Origin of the sequence: Serratia sp. CY76391 (assembly GCF_052166695.1) — a bacterium.
Taxonomy (GTDB): domain Bacteria; phylum Pseudomonadota; class Gammaproteobacteria; order Enterobacterales; family Enterobacteriaceae; genus Serratia; species Serratia nematodiphila.
The window spans coordinates 403,501-415,984 of record NZ_JBJNOJ010000008.1 but is presented as its reverse complement, the minus strand read 5'-3'; the positions used below and the strand labels follow the sequence as shown (position 1 = coordinate 415,984).

Annotated in this window: 11 protein-coding genes and 1 riboswitch; of the genes, 2 read left to right on the top strand and 9 right to left on the bottom strand. The window is 60.5% G+C overall.

Features of this window, described 5'->3' with window-relative positions:
• Window positions 1-56: 56 nt before the first annotated feature.
• The 6 genes from pqqA to ACJ8PN_RS17120 all read right to left on the bottom strand — a co-directional run bounded on the left by pqqA (window position 57) and on the right by ACJ8PN_RS17120 (window position 7,097).
• On the bottom strand, window positions 57-134 hold the full coding sequence (gene pqqA, locus ACJ8PN_RS17145; protein ID WP_004937827.1) for a pyrroloquinoline quinone precursor peptide PqqA: 78 nt from the start codon (window positions 132-134) through the stop codon (window positions 57-59).
• Between the two features lie 117 nt (window positions 135-251).
• Window positions 252-1,301 carry a dipeptidase gene (locus ACJ8PN_RS17140; RefSeq protein ID WP_351108418.1) on the bottom strand — a complete coding sequence of 350 codons (1,050 nt, stop codon included), beginning with the start codon at window positions 1,299-1,301 and terminating at the stop codon, window positions 252-254.
• A gap of 136 nt (window positions 1,302-1,437) precedes the next feature.
• Window positions 1,438-2,361, bottom strand: a complete 924-nt coding sequence (locus tag ACJ8PN_RS17135; RefSeq protein WP_351108421.1) for a LysR family transcriptional regulator — start codon at window positions 2,359-2,361, stop codon at window positions 1,438-1,440.
• A 139-nt stretch (window positions 2,362-2,500) separates the two neighbouring features.
• A complete protein-coding gene (locus ACJ8PN_RS17130; RefSeq protein WP_015377868.1) occupies window positions 2,501-3,970 on the bottom strand; it encodes a pyridoxal phosphate-dependent decarboxylase family protein in 1,470 nt (489 codons plus the stop codon).
• Window positions 3,971-3,988: 18 nt separating this feature from the next.
• Entirely contained in the window at window positions 3,989-5,371 is a 1,383-nt protein-coding gene (locus ACJ8PN_RS17125; protein ID WP_004937838.1) for a diaminobutyrate--2-oxoglutarate transaminase, read from the bottom strand.
• 505 nt (window positions 5,372-5,876) lie between these two features.
• Window positions 5,877-7,097, bottom strand: a complete 1,221-nt coding sequence (locus ACJ8PN_RS17120; protein WP_351108425.1) for an NADH:flavin oxidoreductase/NADH oxidase family protein — start codon at window positions 7,095-7,097, stop codon at window positions 5,877-5,879.
• A 71-nt stretch (window positions 7,098-7,168) separates the two neighbouring features.
• Here ACJ8PN_RS17120 and ACJ8PN_RS17115 point away from each other — a divergent pair, with 71 nt between their 5' ends.
• Complete coding sequence (locus tag ACJ8PN_RS17115) at window positions 7,169-7,576, top strand: MerR family transcriptional regulator (protein WP_103085269.1); 408 nt, start codon at window positions 7,169-7,171, stop codon at window positions 7,574-7,576.
• Here ACJ8PN_RS17115 and eno read toward each other — a convergent pair.
• From eno to ACJ8PN_RS17100, 3 genes are read right to left on the bottom strand one after another with little or no spacing between them, the layout of a single operon-like run.
• The gene (gene eno / locus ACJ8PN_RS17110) at window positions 7,573-8,856 is read right to left on the bottom strand and encodes a phosphopyruvate hydratase (RefSeq protein WP_442535110.1); all 1,284 of its coding nucleotides are present in this window, start codon (window positions 8,854-8,856) and stop codon (window positions 7,573-7,575) included. The genes ACJ8PN_RS17115 and eno overlap by 4 nt on opposite strands.
• A gap of 16 nt (window positions 8,857-8,872) precedes the next feature.
• Window positions 8,873-9,301, bottom strand: coding sequence for a hypothetical protein (locus ACJ8PN_RS17105; RefSeq protein ID WP_004937850.1), 429 nt, complete (start codon window positions 9,299-9,301; stop codon window positions 8,873-8,875).
• A 3-nt stretch (window positions 9,302-9,304) separates the two neighbouring features.
• The gene (locus ACJ8PN_RS17100; RefSeq protein WP_351108432.1) at window positions 9,305-10,270 is read right to left on the bottom strand and encodes a DHHA2 domain-containing protein; all 966 of its coding nucleotides are present in this window, start codon (window positions 10,268-10,270) and stop codon (window positions 9,305-9,307) included.
• Window positions 10,271-10,310: 40 nt separating this feature from the next.
• A riboswitch (Fluoride riboswitch) is annotated at window positions 10,311-10,386 on the bottom strand.
• A 176-nt stretch (window positions 10,387-10,562) separates the two neighbouring features.
• On the opposite strand from ACJ8PN_RS17100, the gene ACJ8PN_RS17095 reads away from it, so the two are divergent.
• On the top strand, window positions 10,563-12,443 hold the full coding sequence (locus ACJ8PN_RS17095) for a diguanylate cyclase domain-containing protein (RefSeq protein WP_351108435.1): 1,881 nt from the start codon (window positions 10,563-10,565) through the stop codon (window positions 12,441-12,443).
• Window positions 12,444-12,484: the final 41 nt, after the last annotated feature.

The window sequence follows — 12,484 nt, the reverse complement described above, 5'->3', positions numbered from 1 at the left end:
CTGAACCAGAAAAAGAAGGAAAGAAATGCCCGCGCGAAAGGCGGGCAGACGGGCGATTAACGGTTGGAAATGTACAGCGTCACTTCCAGCCCCAGGCGCAGGTCAACAAACTCAGGTTTAGTCCAGGTAGTCATAGCGGTGCTCCTTTACATGCATCGTGATAGTTCGAGCCCAATGAGAAATTTTCGCATTAGGCCGGCCCAATGTTGGCGAAATGTGACGAAGATCGCAACCTTTAAAGCGTAACTGGGTTATTCACCCCAGGTGGCGGCGAGCGCGTTCAGCCAGTTGCGCCAGGTCAGCTTCTCCAGCAGCCGGTTATCGAACCCGGCCTGCGCCAGCGCTTGCGTCAGGCGCGGCAGGCCGGCGGCGTCCTCCAACGGTTGCGGTACGTTGACCCCGTCAAAATCAGAGCCAAATCCCACGCGATCTTCACCAAGTTTAGCGATCAAATACTCAACGTGTTTAACAATTTCTGTTAGGTCGGTTGTTGCACTGTCACGTTTACCGTCAGCGCGCAGGAAGGCGGTGCCGAAATTGACGCCGACTATCCCGCCGCTCTGGGCGATGGCCTCCAGCTGCGCGTCGGTCAGGTTGCGCGGCTGCGGGCAGAGGGCGTGGACGTTGGAGTGGGTGGCGACCAGCGGTGCGCGGCTCAGCGCGGCGGTTTGCCAGAAGGTTTTCTCGTTCATGTGCGAGACGTCGATCATGATGCGGCGCTGGTTGCAGGCGCGGAGCAGCGCCTCGCCGGCCGGCGTCAGGCCGGGGCCGGTATCGGGGGAGCCGGGGAACGGCCCGCTGACGCCGGTGCCGAAGGCGTTCGGCAGATTCCAGAATGGCCCGATGCTGCGCACGCCCAGCCGGTAGAAGGCCTCCAACTGCGTCAGCTCCGCATCGAGCATGCCGGCACCTTCGATATGCAGCACCGCGGCCATTTGCCGGTTGAGGCGGCACTGTTCTATCTCGGCGGCGGTGCGGCAGATGCGCAGCCGCCCCTGAGAAGCCTGTTCCAGCTGATAAAGGATAGCGATCTGCCGTTCGGCGATCGCCAGCGGATCGAAGGCGGCCTGCGCCTCCTCCGGCGTTTGATTACGCATCTGGGCGATATAGCTGACCGGAGGAATAAATACCGCGAACAGCCCGCCGCAGAATCCGCCGCGCTGCATGCGGGAGAAATCGAGGTGGCCCGGCGTGACGCGGGAATAAAAGGCGGCGACCGGATCGTCGTCATGCTGCAGCCACAGGTTGAGCAGCAGATCGTTATGGCCGTCGAACACCGGCCAGAGAGGGGGAAGCGTCATGGGCGTTTCACTGAGTCAGGCATAGTGAATACTATGTTCTCCCATCGCACGAGGGGGAACAACCCTCAGGCTATGGGGGTTTTGCCGTCGGCTGGAGCACTCGACATCAGCAGGGCAAAATTTAGTGACATTGTCACTATTCGCAAAGCGGTTCCTGCACGCGTTGGCGGCAGACCGTCAGCAGTAGCTGCCGCAGCCAGCGGTGATCCGCCTCGGCGTCCAGGCGCGGATGCCACATCTGCGAGACGGTGATGGGCGGCGTTCTTACCGGCAGCTCGAAGACGCGCAGCGTGCCATCGGCAGGTTGAGCCTGCAGGAAAAAGGCGGGCAGCAACGCCAACAGGTTCGAGGCTTGCGCCACCGCCAGCGCGGCCGGAAAGCTCGGCACCACGGCGGCGATATGGCGTGCCAGCCCCAGCTCCGCCAGCGCGGCGTCTACCGGCCCGAGGATGCGCCCGCTGCGCGAGGCCACCACGTGGCCGCAGGCGGCGTAGTCGGCGGCGCCGATCTCGCGCTGCTGCGCCAGCGGATGTGCGGTTCTCATCACGCCGACGAAGCGATCGCGGAACAGCGCCTGCAGGCGGATTTCCGGGCCCATGTCACCCAGCACGCCGATCTCCAGATCGACCAGCCCTTCACGCAGGGGGCGGTCGCTTTTCTCCGGCTTGGGCGCAAAGCGCAACCGCGCCCGCGGCGCCTGTTCGGCAGCGGCGGCGATCAGCGCCGGGCCGAAGGCCTCGACGAAGCCGTCGTTGGCGCGCAGCGTGAAGGTACGATCCAGCGCGGCGGGATCCAATGCTCCCTGCGCCGGGCGCAACACAGCGCGCGCTTCGAACGTCGCGTGCCGCGCCCGCTCGCACAGCGTTTCGGCATAGGGCGTCAGCACCATATGACGGCCGGCGCGCACCAGCAGGGGATCGCCGGTGGCCGCGCGCAGTCGGCTGAGGGTGCGGCTCATCGCCGAGGCGCTTAAACCGAGACGGCGCGCCGCGCCGGCAACGCTGCCCGCCGTCAGCAGCGCGTCGAGCGCGATCAGCAGGTTGAAATCCGGGTCGGTCATGCGTTTATCCTGTGGCGCTGGAAATAAGGGAAGGCGTTTGCTGCAGTATATCAGCGTAAGCGCTGCGCCACTTGTTCTCTGATGGGCAATAAAAAAGCCGATAACAAACGTTATCGGCTTTACAGGCAGGGGGACGACGTTACGCCGGCAGCTGCTGCGCGGTTTTCTCGACCAGCGCCAGCAACAGCTTGATGTCTTCCAGCGTCACGATCGGGTTCAGCAGCGTCATTTTCAGGCAGGTCACGCCATCGAACTCGGTCACGCCGACGTTGGCGCGGCCCGATTCCAGCAAGGCGTCACCGATGCGCTGGTTGAACAGGGCGACCGCCGCGTCGCCTTTCGCCGCCAGCTGCGCCGGACGGTAACGGAACAGCACGCTGGCCAGCTGCGGCTGCATCACCAGTTCCAGCGATTCCTGGTCGGCGATGTAACGCGCCACCTGTTGCGCCAGCGTGACGCCGTGATCGATGATCTCGGCGTATTGCTTCTGCCCCAGCGCTTCCAGCCCCATCCACAGCTTCAACGCATCGAAGCGGCGGGTGGTCTGCAGCGATTTGGAGACTAGGTTCGGCACGCCTTGCGCCTCGTCGAACTCGGAGTTCAGGTAGGCCGCCTGATAGCGCATCAGTTCATAATGGCGCGCGTCTTTCAGCAGGAAGGCGCCGCAGCTGATGGTCTGGAAGAACTGCTTGTGGAAGTCCAGAGTGATGGAGTCCACCAACTCCAGGCCGTCCAGGTAGTCGCGGTACTGCTCGGAGAGCAGCAGCGCGCCGCCCCAGGCCGCGTCCACGTGCACCCAAATTTTCTGCTCCGCCGCCAGCCGCGCGATATCGCGCAGCGGGTCGATCGCGCCGGCGTCGGTGGTGCCGGCGGTGGCGACGATCGCCATTACCTGCTCGCCGTTGGCCTTCGCCTGCGCCAGTTTTTCCGCCAGATCGTTCACGTCCATGCGGGCGAAGCGATCGGTTTTCACCAGGGTGACGGACTGATAGCCGAGGCCCATCAGCGCCATGTTCTTCTGCACCGAGAAGTGGGCGTTTTCAGAACAGAACACTTTCAGCTTGCGCAGATCGCCCACCAGACCGTCCTGCTGCACGGAGTGGCCCTGACGCGCGAAGAACGCATCGCGCGCCAGCATCAGCCCCATCAGGTTGCTCTGGGTGCCGCCGCTGGTGAATACCCCGGCGTCGCCGGGCTGGTAACCGACCTGGGCGCGCAGCCACTCGATCAATTTCATTTCGATCAGCGTGGCAGACGGGCTCTGATCCCAGGAGTCCATGCTTTGGTTGGTGGCGTTGATCAGCACTTCGGCGGCCTGGCTAATCACCAGGCTCGGGCAGTGCAGGTGCGCCACGCATTGCGGGTGGTGCACCGACAGGCTGTCTTTCAAAAAGTACTCGATGGCGCGCTCGATCGCCGCCTGGTTGCCCAGGCCTTGCGGGGTGAAGTCGAGCTGGATGCGCTCGCGCAGTTCGGCAACGCTTTTGCCCTGATACATCTCAGGCTGCTGCAGCCACTGCACGACGGCTTCACTGCTCTGTGCGATCGCCTGGCGGTAAGCCTCGGCGCTGTGCGCCGAGGAAGCCAGAATCGGGTTTAACTTGGACATCGCGGTCATTCGCTCCACTCAGACTGGCTTGACGCCGGCGGCCAACAGCGCCTGCTCAAATTTATCCAGGAAAATACCCAGCTCATCGTTGGTGATCAGCAGCGAAGGCAGCAGACGCAGCACGCAGCCGTTGCGCCCGCCGCGCTCCAGGATCAGACCGGATTCAAAGCATTTCTTCTGCAGCAACGCGGACAGCTCGCCATCGGCCGGGTAGCAGCCCATGTGATCCTGCGCTTCGTTCGGCTTGACGATCTCGATGCCGATCATCAGGCCCAGACCGCGGACGTGCCCGATCACCGGATAACGTTTCTGCAGCTCGGCCAGCTTGCCTTTCAGCCACTCGCCCTGAGCGGCCACTTTGTCGGCGACCTTATGCTCTTTCAGGTACTGCAGGGTGGTCAGGCCGGTGGCCATCGCCAGCTGGTTGCCGCGGAAGGTGCCGGTGTGGTGGCCCGGTTCCCAGGCGTCGAACTCTTTTTTGATGCCCAGCACCGCGAGCGGCAAGCCGCCGCCGACCGCTTTCGACATCACGATGATGTCCGGCTCGATGCCCGCGTGTTCGAAGGCGAACAGCTTGCCCGTACGGGCGAAACCGGCCTGAACTTCGTCGATGATCAGCAGAATGCCGTGTTCCTGGGTCACTTTGCGGATGCGCTGCAGCCACTCGGCCGGCGCCGGGTTAACCCCGCCTTCGCCCTGAACGGCTTCCAGGATCACCGCGGCCGGTTTACGCACGCCGCTTTCCACGTCGTTGATCAGGTTGTCGAAGTAGTAGGTCAGCGCCTTGACGCCGGCTTCACCGCCGATACCCAGCGGGCAGCGGTATTCATGCGGATAAGGCATGAACTGCACTTCCGGCATCATGCCGTTGATGGCCGCCTTCGGCGACAGGTTGCCGGTGACCGACAGCGCGCCGTGGGTCATGCCGTGGTAGCCGCCGGAGAAGCTGATCACGCCGGAACGGCCGGTGTGCTTTTTCGCCAGCTTCAGCGCGGCTTCCACCGCATCGGCGCCGGACGGGCCGCAGAACTGCAGGCAATACTCTTTGCCTTCGCCAGGCAACAGAGAGAGCAGGTAATCGGAGAAACGATCTTTCAACGGGGTCGTGAGATCGAGAGTATGTAACGGCAAGCCGCTGGTAATGACATTTTGGATGCTTTGCAGGACGTCGGGGTGATTATGTCCAAGAGCCAACGTTCCCGCCCCGGCCAGGCAATCAAGATATTGATTATTCTCAACATCAGTGATCCAAACGCCCTGGGCTTTCGCAATTGCCAACGGCAATTTGCGCGGATAACTCCTAACATTTGACTCAAATTCGGCTTGACGCGCCAAATAGGTTTCATTGTTTCCGTTTAATGAGTTTGCAACTAAAGTATCAATACGGACTTTATCCGTCATCATATCTCTCCTACAACCGAAGGTCTCAAGACGCAACGATTGAATTAATGAATTAGAAAAGTAACTGCCTTGTGAAAAGCGCGACCAATATATGGCTTTTTCGCCTGGGACTCAATAGCCGATTTTGTTTTGAATTGTTTAGTTTTTTCTTAGGCTCATCAATATGTTGTTGATTTGTTGACCGTTGATTTTGCCGGCAGAAAACAACATTTCTTTAACATTGCGTAAAAATCCTTTTCTGCTTTCCTTTGGCTGCTTCTTTAATGCATTTATTATTAAGGTGAATTTCCGATTAATAACATAAATAGAAAATAGCGGCTTATTTTCATCTATTCACCACCTTAAGTCCTATAGCGGTTATATACACAAAATTTGTGATGAATATAAGCAATCGAGCGTTAAAAGCGCAGTATCCAGAGTGGTGATTTCTTGCAGATTTTACGTAGCGCGATCAAAACAGCGGGATTTTTGTGCGGTGCCGGCATGTCTGCCGGCGCCGCGGTCATTAACGTTGCTGTAACCAGGCATGATAGCGCCGCAGAGTGCGGCGGGTGCGCCACCGATCGATGAGCAGCGACCACAGCGGGGAGTAACGCACGTTGCGCGTCCGATCGCGGCTCAGAGCATGCATGCGGCGCTTGATCAGCGCCATGCGGGCGAGCAGCGTCAGCGTTTTGTCGCGCCATTTTACCGGCGTGGGCAGCGCATGAGGGGCTTCGCCGGTTTGCCAGCGGCGCGGCAGATCGGGAATTTCCGCCATGGCGGTGGCGATACCGACCACCGCGACACCGCTGTTCAGCACCCGTTGCGCCACCGTCGGGCGGGTGATGCCGCCGGTGGTCATCACCGGCATGCGGGCTACTGCGGCGAGATCGCGGGCGAAGGTCAGAAAATAAGCTTCACGCGCCAGGGTACTGTCGTCTGCCGTTTCGCCCTGCATCGCCGGGCTTTCATAGCTCCCGCCCGATAACTCCACCAGATCGACCGGCAGTTCGTTGAGCATCAGCAACACCTGCCGGGCTTCGTCCGGCGAAAAGCCGCCGCGCTGAAAATCGGCGGAATTGAGCTTTACCGCCACGCAAAAACCTGGCGAGACCCGTTTGCGCACCGCGCGCACCACCTCCAGCAGCAGGCGGGCGCGATTTGCCAGCTCGCCCCCCCAACGATCGCTGCGCTGGTTGGCCAACGGCGACAAAAACTGAGAGATCAGGTAGCCATGCGCCGCGTGGATCTGCACGCCGGTAAACCCGGCCCGTTCGGCGGCGTGCGCGCTGGCGGCAAAGCGGGCGATCACCTCGGCAATCTGCGCTTCGCTCATGGCTTCCGGCTGCGCGAACGCTTTGCTGTACTTACCCATGGCCATCGGAATGGCGGAGGGCGCCCAGGCGTTGCCGCCCATGTCGGCCATTACCTGGCGGCCCGGGTGGCTGAGCTGCATCCAAACCTGCGCGCCTTCCTGGCGCGCGGCCTTGGCCCAGGTTTCGAATGAGGCGAGCGGCGTATCCTGTTCCAGCACCACGCCGCCGGGTCCGGTCATGGCGCGGCCGTCGATCATCACGTTGCCGGTGATGATAAGACCGGCGCCGCCGATACCCCAGTGGCGATACAAGCGCCATAGCGCGGGGCCGGGCAGTTGGCCTTCATCGGCCAAATTTTCTTCCAACGCAGCTTTGGCCAAACGGTTGGTCAGGCGGCTGCCGTTGGGCAGTGTCAGTGGGGTAAACATCGGGTTTGCGCTCCTGTCGCAGGGGAATGGCGCTATACTAGGTTTAAAGTTAACTTTAAGGTCAATAGGGCATGAAGATCGGAGAATTGGCGGAACGGGCCGGCGTGGCCGCCTCGGCGATACGCTACTACGAGCAGCAGGGTCTGTTGCCCAAAGCGGTGCGCGGCGTTAACGGATATCGGGTGTATAGCGAAAGCGCGCTGGAACGGCTGCATCTGATCCAAATTGGCCAGAATCTGGGCTTTTCGCTGCAGGCGATCCAACGCGTGCTGGCGCTGCAGGGCAGCGCTTATGAGGATGGGTTGATACAGGGCGTCGAGACCCGTCTGGCGGAAATCGAGCGGATGTTGGTCACGCTGAATGAACAGCGAGAAGCATTGCTGGCGACCCGACTTACCTTGCTGGGATCCGGCGTGGCGGGGTTATGCCAGGTCAAAAATGAAAAGTTGGCCGGTGCGTGGCCGGCCTGCACAGATTAGCGGCGTTTAAAGGCGGAGCGCCCGGCATATACCGCCGCGGTGCCCAATTGGTCCTCAATGCGCATCAGCTGATTGTATTTTTCGATGCGCTCGCCGCGGCACGGCGCGCCGGTTTTCACATGGCCGGCTCGCATCGCAACCGTCATATCGGCGATAAAGCTGTCGACGGTTTCGCCGCTGCGGTGCGAGATAAAGGCGCCCCAGCCGTTCGCCTGGCAAAGCTGCACGGCGGCGAAGGTTTCGCTCAGGGTGCCGATCTGGTTCAGCTTGATCAACGCGGCATTAGCCAACCGTTCATCAATCCCGCGCTGGATATATTTCACGTTGGTGACGAACAGATCGTCACCGACCAGCTCTACCTGATCGCCCAGGGCGTCGCTCAGAATACGCCAGCCGGCCCAATCGTCCTCGGCCAAGCCATTTTCAATCAGCACAATGGGGAAATCCTGCACCAGCCGCTGGTAATAGGCCGTCATCTGGGTTGCGTCCAACTCGAGGTTCTCGCTGCGCAGGCGGTATTTGCCGCCGGCGTAGAATTCACTCGAGGCCGGATCCATGCAGATAGCGATATCTTCTCCCGGTCGGTAGCCGGCTTTCTCTATCGCCTGCACGATCAGCTCCAGCGGCTGGCGGTTTGAGGCGACCGCCGGCGTGAAACCGCCTTCGTCGCCGACGCCGACCGACAGGCCTTGTTCCAACAGGATTTGGCGCAGCGCCTGATAGACTTCACTGCCCCAGCGCACGGCCTCGCGCAGCGACGGCGCGCCCAGAGGGGCTATCATAAACTCCTGAAAGTCCGCCCCTTGCCAACGGGCGTGCACGCCGCCGTTGATGATATTCATGCAGGGCACCGGCAGCAGGTTGGCGCCGATGCCGCCCAGATAACGATACAGCGGCAACTGAGACAATTGCGCCGCGAGGCGGGCGGCGGCCAGAGAAACGCCGAGCAGGGCGTTGGCCCCCAATCGGCTCTTGTTCTCGCTGCCGTCCAGCGCGATCAGCCGGCGGTCAATCTCCTCTTGTTGGCGCACATCCACCCCGCGCAGCGCCTCATTGATCGCCGTTTTGACGCTGTGCACCGCCTCCAGTACGCCTTTGCCGCCGAAACGGTGCGGATCGCCGTCGCGGTGCTCCACCGCCTCGCGCGACCCGGTGCTGGCGCCGGAGGGGACCGAAGCCCGGGCCACGACGCCCGCCGCGCTCATTTCGACTTCGACGGTCGGGTTGCCGCGCGAATCCAAGATTTCTCTGGCGGTTACGTTTTCAATCTCATAGCTCATGGGTAGTCACCTCATTCTAGGGAGTTGGCACATGCTTTATCAGCACGTCGATGGACAAATGGTTAATGAACTCGAAGCCGAAGGAGGAAAAGACGCCGAACGGACGGTTCTGATGGCCTAACAGCAACAGATCGACGCCTTCGCGGGCAATCAGGGCTTCGACGTCTTTGAAGCGATGGATACTGACAATTGCGCGTACCTCCAGGGGGATTGAGCAGTCCTCCACCAGACGGCTGAGCATGGCCTTGGCGGCGATCACCTCGCTGGACTGGCGATCTTTGGTCAGCGAATCGCTGAGGTAGTCCAGCTCGGCATAGTCGGCACTGATGTGCGCCACGGTAATGCGCGTATTCATCTGCTGATTGAGGCGTTCGGCATGATGCAACAGCAGCCGGCCGTCGCGTTCATCCTGCACCAGCAGTAAAGCATGTTGGTAGAGCGGCATGACTTATCTCCCTGCGTTAGCGATCTGGCGGGTTAACCACGGTAAAACCTCTTTTTTCCGGCTCGTCATGCCGGGCAGAGACACCTGACGAATGTCGATCACCCGGTTCGGCGAGAAATACAGGGTGGAGCGACGGCAGGTGATATCGGTGACCAATAGCGCGGCCATCTCCAGCCCGGCTTCCTGCTTCGCGTGTTCAAGCGCCTGTTGCAGTGCGGGCAACAGAGGATCGATGTCGCTCATGGTCCACACTTCTATCTGCGACAGCAGCAGCGAGACGCTCTGGATGCGGTAATTCTTGGCGTCGCGGTGCAGCAACTGCGCGGCGGATTGCCCCGAGAGATCGGTTTTGGCGGCGAGCAGCCCGGCGGTGAAGGCGTCATCGTCGACATGAGCAATTGCGCGTAACCGTTCGGCGGCCAACCGATCCTGCTCGGTAGTGGTCGGGGCGCTGAGCGCGACGGTATCGCTCAGGATGGCGCCCAGCAGCAGCGTGGCCTGGGCGGAAGAAAGCGGCATCGGCCTTTCCGCCGCCAGGATCTGCAGGATCACGGTGGCGCAACAGCCGACGGCGCGAACCCAGACATCGGGCGGGTTGCGAGTGATTAACGTACCCAGCCGGTGATGGTCGATAACGCCGACCACATCGCTGTCGGGCAATGAGTCCGGCCCTTGTTCGATGTCGGTAAAATCGACCAGCCAAACTTTACGGTCACGGAGATCGCCTTTCAGCAGCGGAGGCGCTTGTACGCCGGCGGCGGCCAGTATGTAGCGGGTTTCCGGCGTCAATTCGCCAAGGCGAAAAGCCACGGCCGGTTTGCCGAGGTGATTGAGCCAGTCCGCGACCACCAGCGCGCTGCAGATGCTGTCGCTGTCGGGATTTTTATGGCCGAAAACGTACAGCGGCATTTCCCGCACGGTGAGATCAGGCTGGGGCAGAAAAGGGGTAAAACGTGAGATTTCATTCATAGCGACTCCTGACATACCTGCCTAAAAAATAAAGCGAAGTTGTATATCAGGCGTCATCATCCGGTTCGAGCGAACGCGGCGGTTGGGAAAGGTGGAACACCATCACCTTGTGAACGACTGTAGCGCAGCGCGGTGGCAAACGCAACGCCCGGCAAAGTTGGCGAGAATGCGCAATCGGATTGATACTGAGTGAGTCTATGATGGACAAGGATATTTGCCGCTAACCGACGGAAACGCTGAACGGACTCACGCCGGCTATGCCGGGGCCGTCGGTGACACAATGGGAGACAACATGCTCGAACCCTGCTTCCCCGAAAATGAAGCCGAACGCCTGTCGGTATTGCATTCGCTGAACGTGCTGGATTCAAACTCGGTGGAAAAACTGGATCGCATCACGCGGCTGGCGGCGAAATACTTCGGCGTGACCATCGCGCTGGTGTCACTGATCGACCGGGATCGCCAATGGTTTTTATCGCGTTACGGTCTGGATGCCCGGGAAACGCCGCGCAATATCTCGTTTTGCGGCCATGCTATCTTGCAACGCGAAGCGCTGGTGGTGCCCGATACCGCCAAAGACCCGCGCTTTTTCGATAATCCGCTGGTGATTGGCGGGCCGCGGATCGGTTTTTACGTCGGGCAGCCACTGCTGTCGCTCGACGGGTTGCCGCTCGGTACCCTGTGCATTATCGACAGCCGGCCGCAGCCGTTTTCCCCGGAACAACTGGCCGACCTGCACGATTTCGCCGCCGTGGTGGAGGAGTATTTGCAGAGCATTGAACGCCACGTCTATACCGAAAACCTGAAGTCCAATCTGCAACGCTCGGAAGCCCTGTTCGAACAGACCTTCGCCCAGGCGGCGGTAGGGATGGCGCTGGTATCGCTGCAGGGGTATTGGCTGCGGGTCAATCCGCGCATCTGCGAAATGTTGCGCTATTCCGAGCGCGAGCTGATGGATCGCACCTTTCAGGACATTACCTATCCGCTCGATCTCAACACCGATCTGGAAAAATTGCAGCAGTTGCTGAGAAACGAGATCAGCACTTACTCGCTGGAGAAACGCTATTTCCGCGCCGATGGCACGATTGTATGGGTGGAACTGACGGTGGCGCTCAATCGGCTGCCTAACGGCAAACCGGACCATTTCATTTCGGTTATCGTCGATATCAGCGAGCGCAAGGCGGCGGAGGCCGATCTGTTCGCTCTGCAACACGAGCTGGAACAACGCGTCGAAATCCGCACGCGAGAGCTGAACGTGGTCGTCAAGAAGCTCAACGAAGAGATTGAAACCCGGGTGCTCGCCGAATGTCAGCTCAGTGCAGAGAAGGAGCGTTTGCGCGCCATTACCGACAACATGCCGGCCTTAATCAGCCAGATCGACGGCAATGAACGCTACCTGTTCGCCAACAGCGCCTACAAAACCTGGTTCGGGCTGGAGGAGTCCAGTCTCAGAGAAATGACGGTGCGCGATTTCATGGGGGAAAGCGTTTATCGGATAGCAAAACCGATGATCGAACGGGCCCTCGCGGGCGAAATGGTGAGTTTCGAGAATGAGCTCCAGACCCAGAAGGGGTTGCTGATGATCCACACCACGCTGGTGCCGTGCGAAGCGCAGGGGTTTTACATTCTGTCGATGGACATTACCGAGTTGAAGCGGCTGCAGCAGCGGCTGGAATATGACGCAACCCACGACATGCTGACCGGATTGACCAATCGCCGCGCGTTTCTGCGCCGGCTGTCGGGCACGCTGCAGGCCTGTTGCCATCAGCGGCAGATGGCGCTGTTGTTTATCGATCTCGACGGGTTCAAAACCCTTAACGACAGCTATGGTCATGACTTCGGCGACGCGATCCTGAAGACATTCGCCACATTGCTCAGCGCCTGCGCCGGCGAGCACCACAGCGTCTCGCGCCTGGCCGGTGACGAGTTCACGGTGATCCTGTGGCCGTTGACGGATCCGCGGCGCGAAGTCAGCGAATTTTGCGAAAACGTGTTGGCGCAACTGGCCAAAATTACGCAGATCGGGCCGCAGAAGGTGCGGCTTTCCGCCAGCATCGGCGCGGCCATTTCCCCACGCGGCGATGTGACGGAGGAGATGCTGCTGACCCGCGCCGACGGCGCAATGTATCAGGCGAAATCGGCCGGAAAGGGCACTTATGCCATCTGCGAGCTGTGAGCGTGCAACGGTGGCGGTCTCAGGGTAAGCTGTTTTTTCTT